Annotated in this window: 22 protein-coding genes; 12 read left to right on the forward strand and 10 right to left on the reverse strand. The window is 46.8% G+C overall.

The features are described 5' to 3' along the window. From pstA to LRP49_RS21255, 3 genes are all read left to right on the forward strand, one after another. Positions 1-846, forward strand: a complete 846-nt coding sequence (gene pstA, locus LRP49_RS21245; RefSeq protein ID WP_274144765.1) for a phosphate ABC transporter permease PstA — start codon at positions 1-3, stop codon at positions 844-846. Positions 847-863: 17 nt separating this feature from the next. After that, the gene (gene pstB / locus LRP49_RS21250; RefSeq protein ID WP_274144767.1) at positions 864-1,628 is read left to right on the forward strand and encodes a phosphate ABC transporter ATP-binding protein PstB; all 765 of its coding nucleotides are present in this window, start codon (positions 864-866) and stop codon (positions 1,626-1,628) included. Between the two features lie 362 nt (positions 1,629-1,990). Further along, positions 1,991-2,437 (forward strand): META domain-containing protein, encoded by a 447-nt coding sequence (locus LRP49_RS21255; RefSeq protein ID WP_274144769.1) that lies wholly within the window; start codon positions 1,991-1,993, stop codon positions 2,435-2,437. Between the two features lie 31 nt (positions 2,438-2,468). Here LRP49_RS21255 and LRP49_RS21260 read toward each other — a convergent pair whose 3' ends face one another. After that, entirely contained in the window at positions 2,469-4,073 is a 1,605-nt protein-coding gene (locus LRP49_RS21260; protein ID WP_274144771.1) for a CHASE domain-containing protein, read from the reverse strand. A 147-nt stretch (positions 4,074-4,220) separates the two neighbouring features. Further along, positions 4,221-6,491 (reverse strand): 5-methyltetrahydropteroyltriglutamate--homocysteine S-methyltransferase, encoded by a 2,271-nt coding sequence (metE, locus tag LRP49_RS21265; RefSeq protein WP_274144773.1) that lies wholly within the window; start codon positions 6,489-6,491, stop codon positions 4,221-4,223. 106 nt (positions 6,492-6,597) lie between these two features. Between metE and metR the strand changes: the two genes are divergently transcribed. Next, on the forward strand, positions 6,598-7,509 hold the full coding sequence (gene metR, locus LRP49_RS21270) for an HTH-type transcriptional regulator MetR (protein WP_274144775.1): 912 nt from the start codon (positions 6,598-6,600) through the stop codon (positions 7,507-7,509). Between the two features lie 9 nt (positions 7,510-7,518). On the opposite strand, the gene LRP49_RS21275 is transcribed toward metR, so the two are convergent. Beyond that, on the reverse strand, positions 7,519-7,713 hold the full coding sequence (locus LRP49_RS21275; RefSeq protein WP_274144777.1) for a DUF4250 domain-containing protein: 195 nt from the start codon (positions 7,711-7,713) through the stop codon (positions 7,519-7,521). A gap of 165 nt (positions 7,714-7,878) precedes the next feature. After that, positions 7,879-8,550 (reverse strand): hypothetical protein, encoded by a 672-nt coding sequence (locus LRP49_RS21280; RefSeq protein ID WP_274144779.1) that lies wholly within the window; start codon positions 8,548-8,550, stop codon positions 7,879-7,881. A gap of 264 nt (positions 8,551-8,814) precedes the next feature. Between LRP49_RS21280 and LRP49_RS21285 the strand changes: the two genes are divergently transcribed. Further along, positions 8,815-10,038: a GGDEF domain-containing protein gene (locus LRP49_RS21285; RefSeq protein WP_274144781.1), complete on the forward strand. Its 1,224-nt coding sequence runs from the start codon at positions 8,815-8,817 to the stop codon at positions 10,036-10,038. 12 nt (positions 10,039-10,050) lie between these two features. Here the strand turns inward: LRP49_RS21285 and LRP49_RS21290 are convergent, their stop codons facing one another. Next, positions 10,051-11,250, reverse strand: coding sequence for an MFS transporter (locus LRP49_RS21290; RefSeq protein ID WP_274144783.1), 1,200 nt, complete (start codon positions 11,248-11,250; stop codon positions 10,051-10,053). Positions 11,251-11,367: 117 nt separating this feature from the next. On the opposite strand from LRP49_RS21290, the gene LRP49_RS21295 reads away from it, so the two are divergent. From LRP49_RS21295 to LRP49_RS21310, 4 genes are all read left to right on the forward strand, one after another. Beyond that, the gene (locus LRP49_RS21295; protein ID WP_274144785.1) at positions 11,368-12,237 is read left to right on the forward strand and encodes a LysR family transcriptional regulator; all 870 of its coding nucleotides are present in this window, start codon (positions 11,368-11,370) and stop codon (positions 12,235-12,237) included. Between the two features lie 8 nt (positions 12,238-12,245). Further along, a complete protein-coding gene (locus LRP49_RS21300) occupies positions 12,246-12,782 on the forward strand; it encodes a DUF6942 family protein (RefSeq protein ID WP_274144786.1) in 537 nt (178 codons plus the stop codon). 132 nt (positions 12,783-12,914) lie between these two features. Next, the gene (locus tag LRP49_RS21305) at positions 12,915-13,901 is read left to right on the forward strand and encodes a DUF2860 domain-containing protein (protein ID WP_274144788.1); all 987 of its coding nucleotides are present in this window, start codon (positions 12,915-12,917) and stop codon (positions 13,899-13,901) included. A gap of 132 nt (positions 13,902-14,033) precedes the next feature. Continuing rightward, a complete protein-coding gene (locus tag LRP49_RS21310; RefSeq protein WP_274144790.1) occupies positions 14,034-16,337 on the forward strand; it encodes a YgiQ family radical SAM protein in 2,304 nt (767 codons plus the stop codon). Positions 16,338-16,403: 66 nt separating this feature from the next. On the opposite strand, the gene LRP49_RS21315 is transcribed toward LRP49_RS21310, so the two are convergent. Continuing rightward, entirely contained in the window at positions 16,404-16,559 is a 156-nt protein-coding gene (locus LRP49_RS21315) for a hypothetical protein (RefSeq protein WP_274144792.1), read from the reverse strand. A 334-nt stretch (positions 16,560-16,893) separates the two neighbouring features. On the opposite strand from LRP49_RS21315, the gene aqpZ reads away from it, so the two are divergent. After that, positions 16,894-17,586, forward strand: a complete 693-nt coding sequence (gene aqpZ, locus LRP49_RS21320; protein WP_274144794.1) for an aquaporin Z — start codon at positions 16,894-16,896, stop codon at positions 17,584-17,586. A 36-nt stretch (positions 17,587-17,622) separates the two neighbouring features. On the opposite strand, the gene LRP49_RS21325 is transcribed toward aqpZ, so the two are convergent. The 3 genes from LRP49_RS21325 to LRP49_RS21335 form a co-directional block, all read right to left on the reverse strand. Beyond that, complete coding sequence (locus LRP49_RS21325; protein WP_274144796.1) at positions 17,623-18,039, reverse strand: VOC family protein; 417 nt, start codon at positions 18,037-18,039, stop codon at positions 17,623-17,625. A 151-nt stretch (positions 18,040-18,190) separates the two neighbouring features. Beyond that, on the reverse strand, positions 18,191-21,247 hold the full coding sequence (gene ydiJ / locus LRP49_RS21330; RefSeq protein WP_274144798.1) for a D-2-hydroxyglutarate dehydrogenase YdiJ: 3,057 nt from the start codon (positions 21,245-21,247) through the stop codon (positions 18,191-18,193). 284 nt (positions 21,248-21,531) lie between these two features. Next, positions 21,532-22,983, reverse strand: a complete 1,452-nt coding sequence (locus LRP49_RS21335) for a bifunctional NUDIX hydrolase/phosphatase PAP2 family protein (RefSeq protein WP_274144800.1) — start codon at positions 22,981-22,983, stop codon at positions 21,532-21,534. A gap of 102 nt (positions 22,984-23,085) precedes the next feature. Between LRP49_RS21335 and LRP49_RS21340 the strand changes: the two genes are divergently transcribed. Both LRP49_RS21340 and LRP49_RS21345 read left to right on the forward strand, forming a co-directional pair. Then, positions 23,086-24,708, forward strand: coding sequence for a VRR-NUC domain-containing protein (locus LRP49_RS21340; RefSeq protein WP_274144802.1), 1,623 nt, complete (start codon positions 23,086-23,088; stop codon positions 24,706-24,708). Positions 24,709-24,868: 160 nt separating this feature from the next. Next, positions 24,869-25,279, forward strand: coding sequence for a BLUF domain-containing protein (locus tag LRP49_RS21345; protein ID WP_274144803.1), 411 nt, complete (start codon positions 24,869-24,871; stop codon positions 25,277-25,279). A 62-nt stretch (positions 25,280-25,341) separates the two neighbouring features. Here LRP49_RS21345 and LRP49_RS21350 read toward each other — a convergent pair whose 3' ends face one another. Further along, positions 25,342-26,079 (reverse strand): oxygen-binding di-iron domain-containing protein, encoded by a 738-nt coding sequence (locus LRP49_RS21350; protein WP_274144805.1) that lies wholly within the window; start codon positions 26,077-26,079, stop codon positions 25,342-25,344. Positions 26,080-26,084: the final 5 nt, after the last annotated feature.

A 26,084-nucleotide genomic window follows, 5' to 3' on the forward strand; every position in this document is an offset into this window, starting at 1 on the left:
ATGCTTTCTCGTCAACTTAAAGACAAGATTTCTCTGGCTACCGTATGGGTTGCCGCAGGACTCACCGTTGGTTTCTTGTTCTGGATTATCTGGTACATCCTGAGTAACGGTCTGCAATACGTAAACTGGTCATTCATTACCAACAATTACACGCGCATTGGCGAAGAGTCAGGCATTTGGCCGATGATCGTATCAACCATCTACATGGTGATTGCGTCCATCTCGATTGCAGCACCCATCGGCATCATGACGGCTATCTACCTGACCGAATACGCGAAGGTAGGCAGTAAGTTGGTTAAGGTCATTCGTTTCTGTACCGAATCTCTGGCGGGTATTCCGTCTATCATCTTCGGTCTGTTTGGTATGACGTTCTTCGTGGCAGTTTTAGGACTGGGCTTTTCAATTTTGTCTGGTGCACTGACACTCAGCATCCTGATTCTGCCGGTAATTATCCGTACAACAGAAGAAGCATTAATGGCAGTTCCTCAGACGTACCGTGAAGGTTCATACGGTCTGGGTGCTTCGAAGATTTATACCATTTGGAAGCTCATTCTTCCTGCCGCGATGCCAGGTATCGTGACATCCATTATTTTGAGTGTAGGCCGCGTTATTGGCGAATCTGCACCTGTATTTCTGACAGCCGGTATGGTTGCACGTATCCCAGATAGCATTATGGATTCGGGCCGTACTCTGACTGTCCATCTTTATAAATTAACCCAGGAGCTCTACACAGTTCACGAGTGGAATCAGGCATATGCCACCGCCACCGTACTGATTGTTGTTGTGCTACTCATCAACATGCTGACCAAGATTATCGCCAGCAAATTTAGCAAAGCCACTTACTGAGCCCGGGAGAGAATACAATGTTGACTGCAAATAAATTTGAAATTGAAAACCTAAACCTTTTCTACGGAAACGGCGCGAATCACGCACTGAAGAACATTAACCTGCCGATCCCGAGCAAGAAAGTGACTGCACTGATCGGTCCCTCTGGTTGTGGTAAATCTACCCTACTACGCTGCTTGAACCGTATGAATGACCTGATTGAAGGTGTGAAAATCGACGGTCGCCTGAAACTAGATAACGAGAACGTTTACGGCAATATCGACGTCTCTAACTTGCGCATTAAAGTGGGTATGGTTTTCCAAAAGCCAAATCCATTTCCAATGAGCATCTATGACAATGTCGCTTATGGTCTGCGCGCTCAAGGCGTGACAGACAAAAAGACGCTAGACGAAGTCGTTGAGAAAAGCTTACGTGGCGCAGCACTGTGGGATGAAGTAAAAGACCGTTTGAAATCCCATGCATTCGGCCTGTCCGGTGGTCAGCAGCAACGCCTGTGCATTGCGCGTACTATCGCGATGGAACCAGAAGTCATTCTGATGGATGAACCAACTTCGGCACTTGACCCCATTGCGACTAAGAAAATTGAAGACCTGATGGAAGAGTTAAAGAAAAACTACACCATCGTCATCGTAACGCACTCGATGCAACAGGCACGTCGTATCTCTGACCGTACTGCATTCTTCCTGATGGGAGAACTCGTTGAGCACGACGAAACCGCGAATATCTTTGCAAACCCACGCGATGATCGTACACGTGGTTATGTAAACGGTGACTTCGGTTAATCCAACCGCCACCGGAAACGAATTCCAACAATAATTACATTTATGCGATGGTAACATTTGCCCCCTATTTCGATAGGGGGCTTTTTTGTCTATAAAACCATATCATCTTGTCTTTCCACGCTTCCTTCGAAGAGATGCCTATTATTTGTGCAATATCCAGCGCAAAATGGTTGGATTTACAATAAACTGACTTGCTTCATTTCCGATAATACGAATAATGACGGTAGTTTTTTTTGGTGGTAAGCCCCTCGCTAAGGGAACCCTGCCTCAACTACAATGTCATTTAGATATCGGCGGCAGTATTCAGGGCATTCGAAACTACTGAAGTGCGCGTCGACCTACTCAAATATCTGGAGTTCAAGATGAAAAAGATGGCAATCGCAATGCTGGTAGCTCCAGCAATTCTGGCTGGCTGTTCAAACAGCGCGTCACTAATGGGTGATTCAATGGAAGTGTCTCAAGCGAACATGCAGCACCACAATTGGGTTCTCGTTAGCGTTGATGGCCAGCCATTGAACCTGCCTGAAGGTTTTGCGGCACCGAATCTGGAGATTGGCGAGTCATTTACTGCAAATGGCCATGCGGGTTGTAACCGTTACTTCGGACAAGCTGAGCTAAACGAAGGCCAATTCCGCATCGACAACATGGCAACCACAATGATGGCATGCCCTGAGCCAGCAATGGCTGTTGAAGGCGTGATGACTAACGTTCTGGGTGACTGGAGTGAAGTGTCTCTTGAGAAGCAAACGCTTGAACTGAAAAATAGTGAGCACACTCTGAGCTTCCAATTGCGCGATTGGGTTAACTAATCACAATCGCCTCGAATCTTCTGCATGCCAATCAGCCTCTTTCTAGAGGCTGATTTTTTTCTGGTGCATTGATCCAATTCGATTGATTACGTCCCAATGCAACGGCCTTACTCAACGCAATCTCAGCGTAAGCAACGAGTTTAGATGCTTCTAGATTTTCAGTATTCGAAACGCTCACGCCACCCACACTAATCGATATAACCTCTCCACCCGCATCTTTATCGAACGGTAATTTCAGTGCCTTAACAGCGTTAATGCAGATATCGGCCATTGGGGAGCCGTCATGTGTATTTGGTAATAAAATCGCGAACGTTTCACCACCATATCTCGCTAACAAATCACTCGGGCGTTTCAACGTATCACTGATTGCCTGCCCAACGAGGCGAATGATTTTGTCTCCCGCGACTCGCCCATGGCGGGTGTTATAACGAGACATATTGTCGATTTCAATGATAAGCAAACTAATGGGAATCCTATCCCTGTGTGCTCTCCCTACTTCACTTTGCACACTGGCTTCAAAGTACTCACGATTGTAGTAACCGGTAAGCCCATCACTTTTGGACATCTTCTCGAGTTTCTTATTGGCTTCTCTAAGTTCTCGCGTTTTGGCATCAACTCGCCTTTGCACACTTAACGCCCGGTGCTGGAGTATGTATATGAGATAAGCCAGCAAGGTGAAAATTGCGACGCCAACAAAGAAAATGATCTGGGGGAAGAGGCTCATCCGGCTGTTTACGTATTGCGAAGAAGGTGCTCCTTGGAGTACCCACTCACGCCCTGCAAAGTAAATGGGCTCTGACGAATACAAAAAGGCAGTGTTAGGCGGCTCCGAGAGATCTACCGTACTTTTGAAGATAACCTGGTTATTGGCACTTAGGCCTTTATCCAACAATGACAGGTTGATCGACTCTTTTACTGTATTGTTGATGGCCATCTGGAAAATATCTTTGACGTCAAAAAGTGCAAGCAAAAAACCATGCAGCGCATCTTCCCTATCCGCATCGGTTTCAGGGGCGCCATGAAACACAGGTAAAAGCATCAAAAAGCCACTGAGATCCTCGAATTCTCGCTTCAATCGTATGGCAGGTGTCGCGATAGGTACCCCTCGATACCAACTCATTTCTAACGCATTTTTCATACTCTCGCGAGACGCAAGATCAAACCCTAATACGTTCTGATTATCCTCATAAGGCGTAATATATTTTACAGGGAAGTAGCGATTTCTCGCCTGCGCTTTTACCAAGTCACCGTTATCACTGAGTTCAACGATTTCAAATAACGCAAATTCCAGCGCAGCCTCTGCTTCATAAAGGTCTCTATCTCTGCTATCGACAACCTCCGCCCATTCCATAGACCGGATATTGGGGTGTCTGTTCATCACGCTTTCTGCAAAACTCACGAAGGTTTCTTCGTTTACTTCGTCACTCACATTTAGCTGATTTCTCAAGGCATAAAGTAGCTCAATCGCGATGTTTAGTTCTCTCCCAAGCGATAAGGCAGCATTCTCAACATCCTTTTGAACTTCATGCGCAACAGCCTGTTTTTCAGACTGATGTAAAGAGACGGCGGCAAGAAACGAAAAAAACAGCCCAACCAGAACTGTTGTAATCGTCGAATATAAAACGCGTTTCGCCATCTAAGCACACCTCCAAATATGTTAACTAATTGTTGAACATATTTTTAGATACCGCCAGAAAGCGGGCTTTTGCCTCCACCTGAATCACAATCCTGATGTCGGCAAAAGCCCTTATTCGCGGTCAATGTGCGCGTTCACGAACAGATTTTAGTTTGACGTTTCTCGAAGGGTAACGGCAGCCTCGACCAAGCTGGACAATGCCGCTTCCACCTCTCCCCAAGAGCGCGTTTTCAATCCGCAATCAGGGTTTACCCATAAACGTTCGTCCGGAATGGTCTTACGCGCTTTCTCAAGCAAGCCCACAATACTCTCAACGGACGGAATGTTCGGTGAGTGAATATCGTAGACACCAGGACCAATTTCGTTGGGGTATGAAAACGCTTCAAATGCTTCGAGTAGTTCCATATCTGAGCGGGACGTTTCGATGGTAATCACGTCGGCATCCAATGCAGCAACAGAGTCGATAATGTCATTAAACTCGCTGTAACACATATGAGTGTGAATCTGAGTCTGCGGCTTAGCACTGCTCGCGGAGATTTTGAACGCTCTCACTGCCCAGTTTAAGTACGTCTTCCAATCACTCGCTTTCAGCGGCATGCCCTCTCGAATAGCTGGCTCATCAATTTGGATAACTTTGATACCCGCATCTTGTAGGTCAGCTACCTCATCGCGCAATGCCAGCGCAATTTGTTCTGCAATCTCTTTACGCGAGAGATCCTCACGAGGGAAAGTCCAACCTAAAATGGTAACTGGCCCAGTTAACATACCCTTTACTGGCTTTTGTGACAGGCTTTGAGCGTACGTTGTCCAATCCACCGTAATCGGTGCATCTCTTGAAATGTCTCCAACGATAATGGCAGGTTTAACGCAACGAGAACCATAGCTTTGGACCCAGCCAAAACGGGTGACCGCGAAGCCATCTAGGTTTTCTGCAAAGTACTCCACCATGTCATTTCGCTCAGGCTCGCCATGCACCAACACATCCAGACCTAGCTTTTCCTGACGTTCTATCGCGTCTTTAATATGACCTTGCATTGCGGCCACATAATCAGGTTCAGATAACGCGCCTGACTTTAAGGCGCGGCGTTGTTGACGTATTTCCGATGTTTGGGGAAATGAGCCAATGGTTGTGGTTGGAAAACGCGGCAATGACAGAGATGCTTTTTGTGCCTCAGCGCGATCAGCATAAGGAAGTTCACGCTCAGCCAATGCATCTGTAATCGTATTCAGACGCGCTTGAACTTGGGGCTTGTTAACTCTTGAACTCGAGGCTCTAGCAATGATTGCTTCACTATAAACATCGCACGCTTCGCGAGCAGACGCGTTGCCAGACAATGCGCTCGACAGGAGTACAACCTCACTCACCTTCTGCTTTGCAAAGGCCAACCAAGATTTCACATCATCATCTAAAGAAGTTTCCTGCTGCAAATCAACGGGCGTATGCAGCAGTGAACAACTTGTTCCAATCCATAGTCGGTTACCCAAGACCTCGGCAACATGACTCAGTTCGTTCACCCACTTACTGAGATTCGCTTTCCATACGTTTCGCCCATTAATCACACCAAGGGAGAGCACCCAATCCGATGGCAGTGTGTCTACAATGGTGTTTAGCTGCTCTGGCGCGGCACTGAGGTCAAGGTGCAAACCATTTACATTCAGGTCTTTGATGATGTCCAGTTGCTGTTCAACGGATTCAAAGTAGGTTGTCAGAAGCAGCTTCACGTCACCACCAATCACCTGATAGGCCAACTTGTAGGCATTGCGCCATTCTGGTGCCAAATCCAACACTAGGATAGGTTCATCAATCTGCACCCATTCGACGCCCTGTGATTTGAGTTTTCCAAGGATTTTCTGATACACAGACAATAAACGTGGCAAAAGATCCAAGCGATTAAAACCAGACTCTTTTTCCTTTCCGAGATACAAATAAGATATAGGCCCAAGCAAAACAGGTTTCACTTTATGTCCTGCTTTCTGCGCTTCATTCACTTCTTCAAAAAGCTGGTTCCAGCAAAGCTTGAATTCGTCGTCCTTTGAAAACTCCGGCACGATGTAGTGATAGTTAGTATTGAACCATTTCGTCATATCAGACGCAGCGCAAGCACATCCTGTGGGTGCTTTGCCTCGTGCAATACGGAAGAGGGTATCGAGATCAGGGTGTCCGTTTCTGTGGCGTTTAGGGATGTGTCCAAGGGTCAAACTGGTCTGTAATACTTGATCATACCAAGCAAAATCACCCACGGTGACATAAGATAAGCCCGCTTCTTGTTGCACATTCCAGTTGTGGTGACGAATCGTTGCTCCAACGTCCAGTAAACCTTGCTGGCTCAAATCACCTTGCCAATATTGCTCTAACGCAAACTTTAACTCTCGCTTATTTCCGATTCTCGGGTAGCCCAAAATATGTGTCGTGGTCATGCTCTCTCTCCAAAATTTAGCCGTCCAGATGTTTACATGTCCACCATGATTGATTATTGTTCATAAAACAAACTCAAATAACTCAAACGGATATTGAGGAATTTTCATGATTGAAGTGAAACACTTGCGGACCTTATCGGTATTGAGAGACACAGGGTCGTTAACAGCAACTGCCACACAGCTCTGCCTGACACAGTCTGCTCTATCGCATCAGCTCAAGGATTTAGAGCAGCGTATTGGTTCTCCTTTGTTTCTCCGTAAAACTCGCCCAGTACGTTTTACGGGAGAGGGAAACGTCCTTCTCACACTTGCTGATGAGGTTCTTCCCAAACTCGCACAAGCCGAGGCGCAACTATCCGCATTAAAAGAAGATGCACAAGGTCGACTTCACATGGCGATCGAGTGCCACTCCTGCTTCCAGTGGCTAATGCCTGCCCTTAAGGAGTACAAACTCAGTTGGCCTTTAGTGACGTTGGACTTTTCGTCCGGCTTTGGCTTTGAGCCTTTACCCGCGCTTGCAAGTGGTGAACTCGATTTGGTTATCACGTCTGACATACAACCGAGAAGTGAGGTCCACTATGAGGCCCTGTTCGACTTTGAAATGCGCTTAGTGCTATCTGACACACACCCTCTCGCCAACAAGAAAACCATTACGCCAGAGGATTTGGCAAACGAGACGCTTCTCACCTATCCCGTGCAAAAACAACGTATGGATATCATCAAACATTTCCTGCAACCCGCGGATATTGAACCGGCCCACGTGAAAACAGCAGATAACACTTTGATGCTTATCCAAATGGTGACCGCAGGCTTAGGTGTAGCTGCGCTCCCTAATTGGGCAATCAGTGAGTTTTCAAGGCAAGGATTAGTTGTGGACAGACCGCTAGGGTCTGGGCTTTGGCGAAGATTGTATGCGGCAGTACGCGCGCAGGAAGCTAAACGTCCTTATTTGCAGGCTTTTTTCGCCACTGCGCGCCATCAATCACATTCACATTTAGAGGGGATTAAAAAGGTCTAAACGTAGACATTATTTTTGTCTGAGCTGATTGACCATCGGGTCATAGTAGCACCCCATTTCATCCAGTTTTTGTTGGAATGACTGGCTATCAATACCAAACTGAAGCAGAAATTCATCCAGGCTGGCGCATTCTAGGCGCAGCCTTTCATTGACGATGCCATACACTATTGCACTATCAAGGCGTTCAAGATTATGGATTTCCATCGACGACACTCCTCTCTGTCATATACCTAAACAACCTGAACCCTGTATCTCCAGATTGTTTGGGTTTACCTTCATTCAGTGTAGCCCTCGCACTACAAGTGACTGTGAGCCAGGTATAAAAAAGGGCACTTCTCGTGCCCTTTTTCAGTGTCGGTACACACGTTGTTAAATTGCTGTCATAGAAGAAATAGCAACGGTTGACGCACTAAACAATAATGCAAAGGCAACAAATACTTGAACGAGACTTGGTGCGACTTGCCTAAACAAATGCAGCGCCCAAACCAAGGTTCCCACCAGCACTAATCCCATGCATGCCACGATGTGTTGCACCATTGCATCGGTGACATTAAAAGAGCCAAAGATTGCCATTACTGCAGCCATCAACATTGCTGCAACTAAACCGGCCACGGGCAATATGCGGTGGAATGCCTGAAGCCGCGAACGCGCTCTGATTAACAAAACATGCGCCGTCACTGCCCCTACAAGTATCACTTGTAACAGCATCAGTAACGCAACCGAAAGGCTTGATTGAAACAGGGTTACGCCAAGTGATAACACACCAAATGCATTGGAAAGGTAAAGAACTGGGATCGGCCCTGACGACTTGGTCTTGCCCGTTTTAGATCGAAGGGAAAAAATGCCTAGCGAGATAAAGGGTAACGCTGCAAACGGGTATAGCGGTGTAACTAACGCCCAGCCAATCACAAGGACCCAAAATACTTTGTGTAATCGACCTCGCTGTCCTGGACAAATATCCCCCTTCAACAGCACCAAGGTCAGTACTAACTGCGCACCGAGAACGCCCGACAAAATTACCGAGCCAAACACATCAATCATATCGCTACCCAAAAATTTACATCGCGCAATTATACCCAAACTGTCTCAATATGCATGACTCTCTAAAGAATCGAATCAACAAATACGATACGCGTGCTGCAACTCAAGCGGTTAATCTCCTGCAATAAAAATTACAGCTCAAAGAATATGCAACAGTGCCGATAACCTCACAGAAACAAATGTTAATTTTGCGTTCGACCGAACTTATATGTAACTGTTTTGATACTTAGTCGATTTGCCTCTAAAAATCGGCATGAAACAAATTTGAAGCCTAAACAATTACTGAACGCCAACCACATCGAAATAAGGGATGACATGGAGTTTTCCGTTCGCCGCTTTATCGTTTCAGTCAAAGAGTTATCAAGTGCGAAACGTCATGCAGCAAGCTTCAACACAACGAGAGCAACGTATTTAAGATCACGTATTATTGCCTTGTGTTACACATGGAGCATCCTTTGTTTTGTGTGGATTCCTGTCGATTTGCTCTTTGTCGACGCGCCAAACGGCATTCTTTTTTCTTTGCGTTTGGTGCTTGTTGCGAGCCTACTTTTCGTCGTTAGATTTTTGCAAAGCCGTAACTCTTTACATGCTTGTCGAATGGCACTTGGCAGCATCGTAATTAGCATGAATATCTTCTATCTCGCCGCGAATCATGTACTGGGCTACCCGCACTCCATAAATAGCATTACTTATTGCTACACCCTGCTGCCTTTTGTTCAGGTGGTGATGCTAACTATTTTCCCGCTAACAATACGAGAGTCATTTAACTTAATGATTGTCACTGCATTGACGCAGGTTTATGTAGACGTGCAAAGCGGCGCCTTACTGACTCTGGATACCTTCGCGCTCTATTGGATACAAACTGTCATTGGCATCCTTGTTATATGGGCACAAACCTCCAAACTGCATATGATGATGCGACTGTACCGTCATGCAACGCTCGATCCTCTGACTGGCGTTTACAACCGAAGAATGCTGTTAACGCTTGCCAAAAGAGACTTTGAGAATACGCGTACCAAGTCTCGCCCCTATTCGGTTCTCTTAATGGATCTCGACCGATTTAAGCGTGTTAATGATAGGTATGGTCATTCAGCGGGGGATTTAGTGCTTAAGGGGTTCACATCGGCTGTTCAGCCTGCACTGCGAAAATCAGACATTTTTGGCCGCTATGGGGGCGAAGAGTTCATTTTGTTCCTCCCAAAATGTAACGCTGAGCATGCACGTCAAGTTGCTGAACGCATCATGGAAAATGTCCGCCAACTTGAGATCAACATGGAAGGATTAGCCCAGCCTATCGAAATCACCACATCTATTGGGATCAGTACCAGCGTCTCAAAGGACGATAATTTCTCATCACTGCTGGAAAAAGCCGACCTCGCACTGTACGAGGCAAAAAATCACGGCCGAGATTGCAGCCGTGATTATGAGGAATGTGAGCAACGAGTCGATGATAATTGCAGACGTCCATGGTTAGAGTTTGCAAATTGACCCAAATCTCGTTTAGGTGTTTTGCTCTACCAACACTGCGCTGTGTTTTGCTTTCAGTAAGTAGATCAGGAAGAACATCAACACACCTAACGTCAAAGCACCAAACGTGACCGCTGTCCAGCCGCCATACTCCCAGCAGCCGATTAAATAAAAACCGCCCAGACTGCCGCCGATATAGTAGTGGCAGAGATAAAGCGCTGTAGCGGCGGCTTTCGAATGCGTTGCTTTCCTGCTTACCCAACCATACGCTAAGGAGTGCGTAAAGAACGCGCCACCGCTAACAATCAACAGCCCCAGCACCACCGTAATTTCAGATTCTATTGAGGCAACTAAAACGCCCAACAAGGTGACAACGGTTCCCAAGTACATCCCTGATATCGGCGAGTAACGATTAGCCCAACGACCGCTAAGGCGTGATGAAAACGTCCCAGCCAAATAACAAACAAATATGGCCGACGCGATACTCACAGGAAGGTGAAACGGCTCTGCGATAAGCCGGAACGTTGTCACTGAATAAATATTGACGAATAACGCAAAGTTCAACCCGCCGATCAACATGGCGACCCAAAGCACAGGGGTTTGCAAGTGATTCACGATGGAACTTATTTGGCTAATCAAGGAGCTCTTAGTCGGTTTGAAGTGCCGTTGATTTGGCAACAATGCATGAACCATCAACGCCCCTACCGTTGTGAATATTGCCATCCCAACAACAGCCCCCTGCCACCCGATATGTTCGGACATAAATCCGCCCGTCAAGCGTCCAACAATCCCACCTAGCGAGTTTGCGCTGATATAGCCCCCCACCGCGACAACCAATGCAGTAGGACTGAACTCATCAGCCATATAGGCAACAGCAACTGCGGCGAATCCCGCAAGTGCAATGCCCATTGCGCCCCGAAGCGCAACCAAACCCCAAAATGACGAAAAAAACAGGGACAAAAAGCCCACCAGCGGCATCATCATCAAGCTCACAACGATGACAGGCCGACGACCAAACCTTTCAGACAACAGTGCCCACGGCAGCAAACTGATAGCCATTCCGAGTGTGGACGCCGCAAGCAACCAATTAACCTTGGTGGCAGACACATGAAAGCTATCGGCAAACAACGGCAACATTGGCTGGAAAAGGTAAAGATTACAAAACACCAGAAATGAGCCAAATGCTAATGCAAAAGCCGCTCGACGATATTCGGGTGTTCTCAGTTCGATCATTCAGATTCGCTCAAATTAACAGGTCTGATAGTAAAATTAACAGCGAAGTTATGATAAAAGAAATATATTCATTTTATGGGTTCTAGATCTTTTTGATCTCGTTAAAGGGAAGTCAACGTGGACGTTCGACAACTTAGATATTTTCTGTGTGTTGCAGAACAAAAGAACTTCACCCGTGCAGCTAAGCACCTCCATATCGCACAGCCTGCGCTCAGTGTTGCCATAAAAAAACTGGAAAGTGCCATTGGTCTACCGCTTTTTGACCGAAATGAAAAGCAAGTTCACCTGACCCATGAAGGAGAGGTGTTACGGGTGCATGCTCAACGTATTCTTCAACAAGTCCAAGACGCAAATATGGCAATGGCGGAGCTACGAGGGCTTCAGAAAGGTGAAGTGCGCGTTGGTGTTCCCGGCATGCTTGGTTCCTATTTTTTCCCACCCATTTTGATGGGATTTAAATCGAAATATCCGGATTTAAAACTGATCGTTGTTGAAGCTGGTACGCAATCGATTCGGCAAATGCTTTTGGATGGCGAATTGGATATTGGTGTCATCCACAACCGAGACGTGCCTTCAGCATTAGAAACCAAACACCTCATCACGTCACAGATGGTCGCTGTAACAGGCCAGGAGCATCCTTTAGCAAACCAAAAATCAATTAGCTTTCGTGCCTTTTTCGATGAAGAGCTAGTGATGTTTAAAAAGGGATACTTTCATCGAGAGTTTATTGATAGGGTCTGCAGTGAGAATAATATCGAGCCGCATCTGTCGTTTGAAACCAATTTACTCGCCATGATCTTAAACATTGTCAGGCATGGGTTTGCTATTACAGCCTTACTAGAGCTTGTTACCGAGCATGAGCCGGGCTTGGTTGCTATCCCCTTCGAAGAACCCGTCACACTCGATATTGCGATGGCATGGAGAAAGCAAGGCTACCTTTCTCTCGCTGACCGCGCGTTTATCGACTTCGTACAAGAACATAAGTAGGGACATCATTGAATACCTTTTCCATCGGCAGTCCTACTGCCACGTTTAACGTCTACGTAAAAAAAGCAGCCCCTCTCGCAGAATTACTGGGCCAAGAGCCCGAGTTTGGCTCGACGACCTCATTACGAATAGGTGACATTAAGTCGTTAGGCGACCTAGGGGGAAACGGTTGGCGCAAGGTGTTTAATGTCTATGCAAAACTGCTGTTTGATTTGCCAAAATCGTCTCAATGGCACCCTCAAAATTTGACGACTTGGCAACGCTTTAGAGACGAAACCCTTCTCCAATCTCATTCAGCAACGGCATTACACTTTGGTTCTGTCTCTGAGGGGCAATTTGAAGGCAACCAAGTCATTCACATTATTGCGGGGCGAACCCATGCCACTAAACTCGGTATCGCTGAGCAGTGTGTCTGGCTAGACCATGAGTTCGCCAAACATCCGAATAAACCCATTCTGATTTGCCCGTACTTTGATTATCGGCAGTTGTCGAATGTCAAAATACAGCATCTCGCGACGCTAATAACCGCGATAGAGCACGGCTAAATGTCAATTCCACGCAAGTATCGGTTTTCAAACTTGTTTCTATGCACTACAACTTGTTAGGGTAACGTTGCAAATACGATAATATTCCCGCTTTCAAGAGCGGAAAGTTCGCCATTCAGGGACGGATATATAATGAAAACCACGCTTTTGCTCACCTGTTTCTCCATCTTGCCACTTTGTGCCTCTGCTGGCCTCGCTGAACGTGGAGGCTTAACCGGTGAAATATCAGTTCTCGGTGGCATCGCCTCAACCGACTCTAATCTCTCCACGAATGCCAATGACACGAAAACAGGCTCATTGAACACGGAAGGTAGCAGAGAGAGTGATGCTATTTTCGGCCCCCTTGGCAACGCAAAGTTTACGTTTGGCGAAGGACTGGATAAACAGATCTTCGTTGGAACATCTCGCGAGGACATTGCCATTGGCATTGTTGCTCTGGAGGTTGGCTACAAACAAGAGCTGAAATCTGGAACACAAATTTCCGTTTCCTACTTACCAACTTTGTTAGCAGAGGACGTATGGGCTGATCCATTTCTGATAGGTTCGCCAAGAACAGAAACAGAGAAAACGGGCAACGCTTACCGCCTCCAACTTGACCGCATCGCAGGCTCAATGTGGTCACTCGATATGGCATATGCACAAACCGAGTTCGACAATGAACAAAGTGGCTCAAGCCTTGGTTTAACAGCGCAACAACAGCAAACATTGGCTCGCGAAGGTGACACTTTTTACTCCAAATTGAGCTACCGACAGTTTTTAGGCAAAGGGTTGGGTGTGACGCCAGCGTTTGTCTATTTAAAGCATGATGCAGACGGCGATGCCATGTCTCACCAAACCTTCGGTGGAGAGCTCACTTACTTTAGCTTTTTAGGCCGCAATAAAATCGTCCTGACTGGTAGCTTTAACTACCGAGATTACGACGCCGTCAACCCTGCGTTTGGTATCGCACGAAATGACAACGAATACAGCGCGTTTTTAGCGTACGAATACGCGCACCTCTTTGAGATACATCCTTTGTCTCTGATTTCACTGGCTGGATACAGCCACATCGATTCAAATATTGCGTTTTACAACGAAAGCCAATACCTACTTTCTTTGGGTATAACCTACCGATTCTAAGTAAAAAAGCCGCATTTCATCGAAATGCGGCACCTCTTTCTCAAAAACCTTGCAAAATTGGAGGTTTAATCGTTCTGGCTCTCGCCTGCTCAAGCCGCTATAATTGCCGCCTTGCGAGAAAGAGGTTAAAAAATGCGCAATTCTGTTACTCCAATAAACGAATACCAACCATACTGGGCTGAGTGCTACGGTACCGCTCCTTTTCTGCCAACCAGCAGAGAGGAAATGGACCAACTCGGTTGGGATAGCTGTGACATCATCATCGTCACTGGCGACGCATATGTCGATCACCCAAGCTTTGGTATGGCTGTCATCGGTCGTGTACTGGAAGCGCAAGGTTTCCGCGTCGGTATTATCGCTCAACCAGACTGGCAGGATAAAAGCGCATTTATGGCGCTAGGCCAACCTAACCTATTCTTTGGCGTTACCGCGGGTAACATGGACTCCATGATTAACCGTTACACCGCCGACAGAAAACCTCGTCATGACGATGCCTACACACCAGGTAATGAAGGCGGTAAACGCCCTGATCGTGCTGTGTTGTTGTACTCTCAACGTTGTCGCGAAGCATATAAAGAGACACCGATTGTATTGGGTGGTATTGAAGCCAGCCTTCGTCGTCTCGCACACTACGATTATTGGTCAGACAAAGTCCGTCGTTCAGTCCTTTGTGATGCCAAAGCTGACATTCTGTTATTTGGTAATGCCGAGCGTGCATTAATTGATGTTGCTCATCGCCTATCTCGCGGTGAAGATGTGAGCACAATGACACGTATTCCGGGTACAGCAGTCATGCTGAAAAGTGCACCGGAAGAAATGACAGAGATTGATAGCTCGCGCATCGACAAACCTGGCAAGGCCATGGCGATGCTAAATCCGTATGCCACGGATTCTGCATGTGCAACCAACAAAGAAGAAGACAAACCCGCGAAACCCGTGATGGTTCGTCCTTCTCGCCACGATGCCGAAAACAGCTATGTGCGTATCCCTTCATTCGAGAAGCTGGTGAACGACCGCATTCTTTATGCACATGCTAGCCGTGTTATGCACTTGGAAACCAACCCTTATTCTGCACGCGCTTTGATTCAAAAACACGGTGAGCGCGAGTTGTGGGTCAACACACCACCAATCCCACTAACGACGGAAGAAATGGACTATGTGTTCGGCTTGCCATTCGCACGTGTTCCTCACCCTCGTTATGGCGATGCAAAAATCCCTGCGTATGAAATGATCAAAACATCGGTCAACATCATGCGTGGTTGTTTTGGTGGTTGTTCTTTCTGTTCGATTACCGAACACGAAGGCCGTATCATCCAAAACCGTTCTCAGGATTCCATCTTGAGTGAGATTCAAGAGATCAAAGAGAAAGTACCGGGCTTTACCGGTGTGATCTCTGACCTTGGTGGCCCAACAGCAAACATGTACCGTCTTGGCTGTTCAGACCCACGTGCAGAGAAAAATTGCCGTCGTCCTTCATGTGTGTTCCCAAAAATTTGTGAAAAGCTAAACACTGATCACAAGCACACTATCGATCTCTATCGCGAAGTGCGCAGCATGCAAGGCGTGAAGAAAGTCGTTATCGCATCAGGTGTTCGCTACGATTTGGCTATCGAATCACCAGAGTATGTGAAAGAACTCGTGACACACCACGTCGGTGGCTACCTAAAAATTGCACCTGAACATACCGAGAAAGGCACATTAGATCTGATGATGAAACCAGGCATGGGTTCGTATCATCGTTTTAAAGAGCTTTTTGAAAAGTACTCAAAAGAAGCAGGCAAGAAGCAATACCTGATCCCTTATTTCATTGCAGCGCACCCGGGTTGTACCGATGAAGATATGATGAATCTGGCGTTGTGGCTGAAGGAAAACGACTTCCGCTGCGATCAGGTACAGAACTTCTACCCATCACCAATGTGTAACGCAACGGCCATGTACCATGCGGAAACAAACCCATTGAAACGCGTTAAGTACAAGAAGCGTGAAGATCTGTTTGTTGCCAAAGGCGAACGCCAGCGTCGTTTGCACAAAGCCTTCTTGCGTTATCATGATCCAGCAAACTGGCCGTTGCTTCGTGAAGCGTTGGTGGATATGGGTAAACGTCACCTAATTGGTGATCGTCCAGGTTGTCTGGTACCTCGCGAAGGCAGCGAAGAAGAAATGATGGCAATGACTCAACGTCGTGGCTCTAGCCGTCACGGTGCTAAGCACTTTGCAACCAAGCATCCAAATCAACCAGATATTCGCAAACCACAGGCACGCGGCAAAAATGGCAAGCCTGCTGGCAATGCACCAACAGGTTCCAACGGCAAAGGTAAACCTGCCATTAATAAAGGCGGGAAACCGAAGGTTTCTAGCAACAACGGTAACAAGCCAATAGGTGGTGGGAAAAAACGCCCGTCATCAGGCGGTAGAAACCGACCTGCAGCCCGATAGCATCAAAAAAAGCGAACCCAATGGTTCGCTTTTTCTTTCTTGCCGATAAGGCTTTCAAACGCGACGCTAACGCAAAAGTTCAGACACCACGAGCGAGAGAAATGCGATACCCGCGACAATGCCCATCCCAATCACAACTTTCTTTTGCGATTTTTCATCAAGGAATTTTGCGGCAAGAAATCCCAGAACGATGAGCCCGACAATAAATGTAATCTTAACCATCATTCTCTCCTAACCAAGCAACGCTTTGATTATTAACGTTATCACATGACAGATAAACACGCGACCAAACAGCCTTGGAAATGCAATGTGACACATAGTTGCCCTTCCCAGTCTTAACTACGTTTGGCAGCTTGTTGATGGATTACCTACCCTAAAAGCAAATGCTTATGTCCAAACAACCTGAAAATGCAGAAATCAGGGGGTTTAGGTGTATGTTCGGGCCGGTTTTTCGCATTTCCGCATCGTTGAGTAACTATGTGTTCACGTTTGCTCTTGATACGCGTTATCTGAATAAGCTCCCTACGAATAAAAACGTAGAAAGGAAGGTTATGTTATGTTGAAAAAGCTAACAGCAGAATTTATTGGCACTTTTTGGCTAGTCCTTGGGGGTTGTGGCAGCGCAGTATTCGCTGCAGGATTCCCAGAGCTAGGTATTGGCTTTCTGGGTGTGGCGTTCGCGTTCGGTTTAACGGTGCTGACAATGGCTTATGCCATTGGCCACATTTCGGGGTGCCACCTCAACCCTGCTGTGTCTATTGGCCTTTGGGCCGGCGGCCGGTTTCCGACCACTGAGTTACTCCCTTATATTGTCGCGCAAGTCGCTGGTGCCATCGTGGGTGCATTCACGGTATATATCATCGCGAGCGGTCAACCCGGCTTTGATCTGGCCGGCGGGCTAGCATCCAACGGATACGGTGCTCACTCTCCGGGTGGATACAGCATGCAAGCAGGGTTTATTACCGAAGTAGTAATGACCTTTATGTTCCTCATTGTCATTCTAGGTGCAACGCATCATCTCGCTAACCCCGGATTTGCAGGACTTGCTATTGGTCTTTCCCTTACTTTGATTCACCTTATCAGTATTCCGGTAACCAATACGTCGGTAAACCCGGCGAGAAGTACCGGCCCTGCACTGATTGTCGGTGATTGGGCAATGGCTCAACTGTGGATGTTTTGGGTCGCACCCATCATTGGTGCTCTCATTGCAGGTGTCGTTTATCGCTGGTTAAGTCCAAACGAAGAATAGCGTTATACCCCACCTAAAGCCCCATATCTCGGGGCTTTATTCATTTGATTTGACTGAGCAACTTAACATCCATCGGATACCAAATTTATCCGTCAATATGCCAAAGCGGACATTCCAAAACGTATAATCGAGAGGCATGACGACTTGCCCTTGATCAGCCAGTGCACTGAACACATGGCTCTGACGTTTTTCATCATCAAAACTGACATGCAACGCGACATCACCAGAGCCTTGTGCGAGCGAGCCATCCAGTCCATCCGACGCGAAAAATGACACCTCTGGCGATACAAACTCTGCGTGCATTACGCGATCTAATACGTGCTGCTGAAACTCAACCGGTGAGTCATTGAACGTCTGCAAAGTCAGCACTTCACCATCAAGAGCTTGCTTGTAGAAATCCAACGCCTCTCTGCACAATCCATGAAACGTAATATGCGGCTGAAGCTGACTCATAGAGGTAGCTCCCTGTTGCCCTCAAGATATGAGTAAGACTATCAGGCAGGGAAGTTTGGCTCGCCTAACTATTAAGACGAACGTAAGAAATGAAAAAGGAAGTGCTAAATACACTTCCTTTTTTTCATTGAATGAACCGCTTTAACCGGCGTTAGGCAAACTTCATTAATATCTGTACCGGATGGTAAAGCTTCTTGTGCTCAAAGCGTTTGACCTGACTACGACAAGAATACCCCGTCGCCATACAACGTTCGATGGGTAAGGATTCCAAGCGTGGTTTCCAACTCAGTCCGTAAATCCCTTTTGATGTTTCAAGCTTGTCAGACTCATGGCCATACGTACCCGCCATGCCGCAACAGCCCACTGAAACTGCCTCTAACTTGGCACCAAAGTGCGTGAATATACGCCCCCATTCGGCTTCTGCATTTGGCATTTTGGTTTTTTCAGTACAATGGGCAAGCAAGTACCACGCATCCGAATCAACATTTTGCTCTCGAACCGGTTGATCATTGATCTCTTCGAGCAACCATTCATGGGCGGTATGCACAACAAACTCCCCTCGCTTATCACCCAGAATTTCATTGTATTCATCGCGATAGCAAAGGACTAATGCGGGATCTACACCTACCATAGGAATATTAAGTGCTGCCACTTGGTTCAGGAACTCTGATGTTGAAGAGGCGGTTTTTGCAAACTTCTTGAGGAAGCCTTTAATGTGCTGCGCTTTACCGTTCGGTTTAAATGGCAGCAGCATGGGCTTCTTACCGAGCTTTTCAATCAGCGTAACAAAATCCTTCACTACGTCCGCTTCATAAAAACTCGTAAATGGATCCTGAACGATCAGAACGTAGCGAGCACGCTCTTCTTCACTTAGAGCTTGCAACCACACCAAATCAAATTTGGTTGCATGATGACCGTCCAAAGATTCCTTTAATGTCGGAACAGACAACACTGGCGCATCCACATAACCGATCGCCTTTTCAGTCGCCGCTCTTGCCCATTTAGGCTCAATAAAGGCGTTAACAATAACCGGAGCTTTGGCCATCCAAGGCAGCATGGTTTCGATGTTTGCGACCAAGTAATCTTTGGCTGGACGTTGATAGCGGCTGTGATAAAGGTTAATGAATCGCGAACGGAAACTTGGTACATCAACTTTGATAGGACATTGCGTTGCACACGCCTTACATGCCAGACAGCCGTTCATCGCCTCCATGACTTCATGAGAGAAGTCATACTCCTCTTTTTTGGCTGACCATGTATTTTTAAAACGCGCAAAAATCTGTCTGATCGTGGGGGTTTTCTCCATCAACTCTTTTTCAAGAACAATAGGATCAACACCCTGCTCCGCCAACAAGCGCAACCATTCGCGAACAATGCCAGCACGTCCTTTTGGAGAGTGTCTGCGATCATAGGAGATCTTCATAGAAGGACACATTGGCGAGCTGGTGTCATAGTTAAAACACAAGCCATTACCGTTGCATTCCATGGCTTGTTTAAAGCTGTCTCGGGTTGTTACTGGGATCTGTCGATCGAACTCACCGCGCTTTTTATCTTCCACCTTCACCAATTCATCTGAACTGTTAAAAGGCGTACATATTTTTCCCGGGTTCATTCTGTTGTCTGGGTCAAACGCCGCTTTGACTTTTCGAAGTTCAGCAAACAGTTCATCACCAAAAAACTCTGGGCCATACTCAGAACGGAAACCCTTACCGTGCTCACCCCACATCAAGCCGCCGTATTTTGCTACCAAGGCAACGACTTGATCAGAGATGGTCTTCATCAACTTTTCTTGTTCAGGGTCGCACATGTCCAGTGCAGGACGAACATGAAGCACGCCCGCGTCGACGTGGCCGAACATGCCATAATTCAGTTTATGGCTATCCAACAGCTCTCTGAACTCAACAATAAAGTCTGCAAGATTTTCTGGTGGTACACACGTATCCTCTGCAAACGCGATCGGTTTCGCTGCGCCTTTTGCCGCGCCCAAAAGCCCTACCGCTTTCTTACGCATGTTATAGATACGGTTAATGGAGGCAAGATCGGAACAAACCTGATAACCGATTACGCCTTTATCACCCGCTTCCACAAGCACATCAAGACGCTCACAGAGAGACTTAACCTGCTCCGCGACTTCCGTGTCATCATTGCCTGCAAACTCAACCATGTTGATGCCCTGCATATCTTTGCCAAGCACATCTTGAAGAAGGTCGCTAACCGAGTTCCAAACGATGTCTTCTCGTGCAAGGTTGAGCACGCGAGAGTCAACGGTTTCTACCGACAATGCATTCGCTTCTACCATTACAGGTGCACTACGAAGTGCTGAGTCGAAGCTGTCGTATTTCACGTTCACTAAGGTACGAGCCTTAGGAATTGGAGTGATGTTTAGTTTGGCTTCTGCAATAAACGCCAAAGATCCTTCTGCCCCGCAAAGCACACGCGCAATATCAAATGCATCGGATTCAGGCTGATAGGCATTTTTTAAATCGTAGCCTGTAAGAAACCGGTTTAGCGGCGGGAATTTCGCATCAATTTCACTGCGCTTGGACTTACAAATTTCAGAAACAGCCTTTAGTGCCGTTTGCGCATAATTTGTAGGCGAAATTGCAGCAAGATCGGAGAAGTTAGCGGGTTCAGTATCGAGTACAGACCCGTCCACCAGCACCGCTTTGAGTGCCAATACGTGGTCAGAGGTTTTTCCGTAACGAAGCGAACCTTGACCCGATGCATCGGTATTTACCATACCACCAACGGTCGCACGGTTACTTGTTGACAGGTCAGGGGAGAAGAAAAATCCGTGCGGCCTCAACGCATCATTCAGTGCGTCTTTAACCACACCAGACTGCACACGCACCCACCCCTCTTCTGGATTAATTTCCAAAATGTTTCGCATATGTCGAGACATATCAACGACGATATGCTGGGTCAGTGATTGACCGTTTGTACCGGTACCTCCGCCACGCGCTGAGAATCGAATAGCCTGAAACTTGTCTTCTTGGCAGACGGTACCGAGAAGCGTTAAGTCTTCAACGGAAGTCGGAAAAGTCACAGCCTGAGGCAGCATTTGGTAGACAGAGTTGTCCGTAGCGACTGCTAATCGGCTGGCATAAAACGTTTCTACCTCACCTTTAAAACCGCTGCTTTTCAGCGTATCTAAAAATTGGCTAACGATGGGGTCAACGACAGATTGGTGGTTTAGTGCTGGTAACATCTTGCTCCCTGATGCCTCAATGTCGCCGTTTATCCTTACGGCTTATGGCGAAATACAGATTTGTTTTTATTCATTAATCCCAAACAGCATAGAGGTGCGCAGTTTCAGAGGCCATCCGTGCGCCTACTTCATCAAGCTTGGGGCTAATTACTTTACCTCAGGTGTGACAGGCATCAAAGCGCAATCGATTACTTAACCACCGAAAAGCATTGGATTAATGGGAAAATAAGACGCCTCTAACGCTTGCCTGTCTATTCTCAGGTAAGGTTCAGGCGTTATTACTTTCACGATTGCTTTACGGCGCGATAGAAAATTCTTGGCAAAATCACCAACAGCCAGACAGAAATCGTCCAAAGCGCAATACAATTCCACAGCACAATGATTTCGTTTATGGCGGTGTTCGCCGTGAGGTGCCTATCAAGCATCATAAGAAAGAAAATGCCCGCGGTCGCAACGGCAAAGAAGGCAATCTTGTACTTCCTGCGACCCGGCGATACAAAAACGGGGGAGATCTTCAACCAAATCAGTGCACAGAAAGTGCCCAATGTCAGGGCTGATAGATAGATAAGCTGAGGTTTGTGTATCACACTGCCAATGACTGCCACCACAACAAATGCCGCTCCCCAAAAGCGCGTAGAGGTCAGGATTCTTGAGCGATCAGCAAACCGCCGGTCTTTGACTTTCCAAAGGCAAACAGCAGCGCCGAGACCCAACAAAACGCTAATGATCATATCGGTCGGATAGTGCTCTCCAAGCAGCATTGCTTTTGCCGTGGAAGCCGCCATCAGAACGACACCAAGCGAAGTAACCCATAGACGCTTCTTGGGGTATTTTTCCTCATCCCAGAATATCCAAGCACAGGCAAAAACGTAGGTTGTCAGAGCCAGCATAGTGCTGGGAAGCGTAAAACCTAGGGTGTCATGATAAGTAAACATAGGCTCTACGTAGAGAGGCCGAGGGACATGTATAAGGGTGGAAAGAATCAAGGTGATGGATGTGAGCGTCAACATCCCTGCGCCAAAAATTAACAACGCACGGTGCCCCAGCAGAGTGCGAACGAGTGGTAACATCAGCAAGAAGAAAACAGGCGTAACCACGCTTCCTACCAAAACTACCGTGTTTCCAAGCGTTGAAGAAAGCCCGCCATTGAATGTTTTTGCCCGCAAAGATTCAAGCCACGAAAGTTGGTATCCATAAAACGGAGTGAGTTCACTGCGGGCATTGCTGGTTAGGCGAAACCGACTGGGTTCAACTAACTTCGTCCATTTATCAAACATCCACTTATGTTCGGGGAAACGATACTTGTCACGCATCGCCTGTGTATCAGGCATCAATAACACACGTTTAACTTCTTTCCCAAAATGAGGGGCATACCAAGAATAAATAAGGCGTTGTCCATTCGCGTCATCAAAATATCGAGGAAGGCCCAATACTTTGCAGGCATAAACCGCAGAATTGTACGTTTGCGCAATTTTCTTACCCACATCAACATTCAAACCTGTTTCTTCCATGGTCTCGCGTTTTGCGGCTTCTTGCGGTGTTTCCTTACCAATGATTGACCCACCCGGAATGGAGAATTTGCCACTGAGTGCTTCTTCAATCATCACAATATTTCTGTCATGGTCCACGATGAGGCAATCTGCGGCTTCTACGGGAAGTGTACTGTTTATAGCATTTGACGAGGCTTGCGCAAAAAATGGCACCAAGCAAGCCAGCACGGTGATAAGTAATCTCACTATTCCTTGTTCCTATCCAACTCTTTTGCAGTCGACGTTGAAGCAGCACATGAGGTGCTGTCATAATTCTGTTTAGTTATGTTTTACTGATTGACGATATTCATGGCAGACACTGCGGTCACTAATCCCCTTCCTCCGCTTTATTATCTGGACAACTTTTTATCGATCATCGATACCGTCTCGTCACGCTATCCCGATTTATTGTCGAGCAGCGAAACGGATTGGATCGTCCGCTTCAAATCTCTTCCACTGCCCGCTCAGGCATTGCTGGTTCGCATGCTTTCGCGTAAAGGCAATTGGTTCCGAGAAGACAAATTCGCGTATTCAGAAATTCCCAATATTTCCGACGCATTAGACGCACTTGCTTCATCCTCTCTCGTCACAACCACAACGAGGCCAAACCTCAACGTATTGGTTGATCTGCACACCAAACCGGAACTGATTACCTTATTTGAAACTTTGACACTCAAAGCGTCGGCTAAAAAAACTGAGATAGTCGATGTAATAGTGAGACAAGCAGACTCATCCCCGACGCTTGGTTATCGGTGTATTGAAGTTTCACATGACGTAATGCCTGTATTCCTGCTTCTCTATTTTGGCAATGCACACCAAAACCTCAGTGAATTTGTAGTCAGTGACCTCGGTATTTATCAATACGAATCCGTGCCCCTGAATATAAGAGACAGGTTGTTCAATGAAAGACATCAAATTGAAGCCTGGTTAGCGCTCTCTTCCCTTTACGATGAATACTGGCAAACAGTGGAAAACAAGCAGCGTGACGATGTCCTGAATCTTTTAGAGAAACTGCCCGCGCAAACTGATTGGCCCCCGCTGGCACACCGAAGAAATCGGCTCGTAAATCTGATCGCGCGTGATTTAGAAAGATTGGAGCAACATGAACAAGCCAAAGCACTTTATCTTCAAAGCCACCTTCCCCCTGCAAGAGAAAGGTTGGCGCGCATTGCCTTGATGCAAGGGGATATAGCGGGTGCTGCAGACGTTGTCGAACAAATGCGCCAACACCCTGACAACGAGAACGAAAGCGAAGTGGCAGAAAGACTCGCGAGACAATTGGCCAAAAAAGGCGCGATGCAATGCCAGCCCAAAACAAAAAATGCATTTAGCGAAAACACCGTTACTCTGGAGATTGAGAACAGCGTTGAACAAGCCTGCGCCGACCATTTTCGACAACAAGGTTGGCAAGTCTGGTTCAGTGAGAACCTTATTCTTAATGGACTCTTTGGACTGGCATTTTGGGACATCATTTTCATTCCCACACCAGGGGCGTTTATGAACCCTTTCCAGCGGGGGCCTAAAGACATGTATTTGCCTGAATTTACACAAGTGCGAAAAACAGAAATTCAGGCTCGCCTCCACACCCTAACGTCGAGTACTGCGCAAATCCTCGATACTTATGATGCTAAAAAAGGACTCGCGAATGACTGGGTCTATTGGGATCTTGTTGATAGAGAAATCATTACCGCAGCGTTGAATTCGCTGTCATCCGAACAACTCATTGCGTGTTTTGAACGCATATTGTTTGATCGAAAAAACAACCGGTCCGGTCACCCTGACCTTTTTATGGTCAAAAACGGTCATTGCCAGTTTGTGGAAGTCAAAGGCCCCGGTGACAAACTACAGCACCATCAAATTCGATGGCTGAATTTCATGAATCAACACGGAATAGCGGCAAACGTGCTGTACGTGAAACGCCCCGATCATTGATGCCAACCTGATGACTCCAAAGCATCAGAAGCCCAGCGAGTCACCCCTCATTCTCAGCGTAACACTCTGAGTCCGTGCAAATTATTAATTATGAGACATAATTAAATTCAAATACGGTAGTTTCTCTCCTCGCCCTAAAGCATGGTCCACGGAGTAACAGATGAGTGACGCATTAACGCAGATCGTTTACATCAGCAGCGCAGAGCACCCTTTCACCGACGACGAACTTGAAAAGATGCTCGCCGCGATCAGAATGAAAAACGAAAAGGCAAACGTCACCGGTATGTTGTTATACAAAGATGGTGATTTCATTCAAGTTATCGAAGGCGAAAAGGACGTACTAGAACCGCTATTCAAGACGATTTGCGAAGATCACCGCCACTACGGCATTGTAGAATTAATGCGTAAATCCATCGTTGATCGGCAATTTAAAGACTGGAGCATGGGCTTTCATCATCTAAAAGAAGACGACCCACGTTTGGAAGGATTTATTCGCTTTTTTGATGACAACCCCGAACATGAAATTGACCCAGGGGAAGCGTTGAACTTGTTGCTGATATTTAGAGAGTAGCGAAATTGTGCGTTCATCGACGTAACCAGCCGTGCGTAAACCGGCTGGCTAAGTCGCCGATGCTAACTTCTAATGGCCGTGCCTACGTCTAGTTGTTCAAACCAATCAAGAAACTTACCCACGTTATCGCCCGTAAAAATACGTCCATGCTGTGGACACATTGCTTGAATATCGAGCTTTCGAACACGTCGAATCCAGTCGTTCTTCGCTTTATTTGACGGCATCCAACGTTGATGGAAGCCTTTCATTTTAGGAATATGCTCTTCAAAGTCTCCCACTTCTAACGGCGCGCCTTCAGCTTCTAGCGCGGCCCCGACATCCCCACTCATCAATATCTTTGCCACAGGATCGTAAACGTGGAAATTCCCCGATGAATGAAGGTAATGAGCAGGAATAAATCGAATCTCAATCCCATTTAGCACCAACGTTCCCCCTTCATCAGAGATAGGTGCATACTCAATACTTTGCATCCCGAAATGCCGAATAAACCCTTCCCATAACCAAGGCGCATGCAATTTTGTGCCAGTCAGCGCAGAGTCCCATAGCCCCAATGACGAAATGATGTCAGGGTCTTGGTGCGAAGCAAAAATGTGATTTATCTGATCAATCGGCACTTGTTTTACGACAGATGCCAACATCGCCGAGAATATCTCGATACCACCAGGATCCATCAGTAACGCACCACCCGGCGTTCGAATTAGGTATTGGTTTGTGTCGATAATCTTTTCAGGTTTTGAAAAGTCGCGTCCAAACATAAACCATTGATGTGTTTCTGAAGAAAAGAGTTCGTGCGTTAACATGCAGA

Source organism: Enterovibrio qingdaonensis (assembly GCF_028683135.1).
In the GTDB taxonomy this organism is placed as follows: domain Bacteria; phylum Pseudomonadota; class Gammaproteobacteria; order Enterobacterales; family Vibrionaceae; genus Enterovibrio; species Enterovibrio qingdaonensis.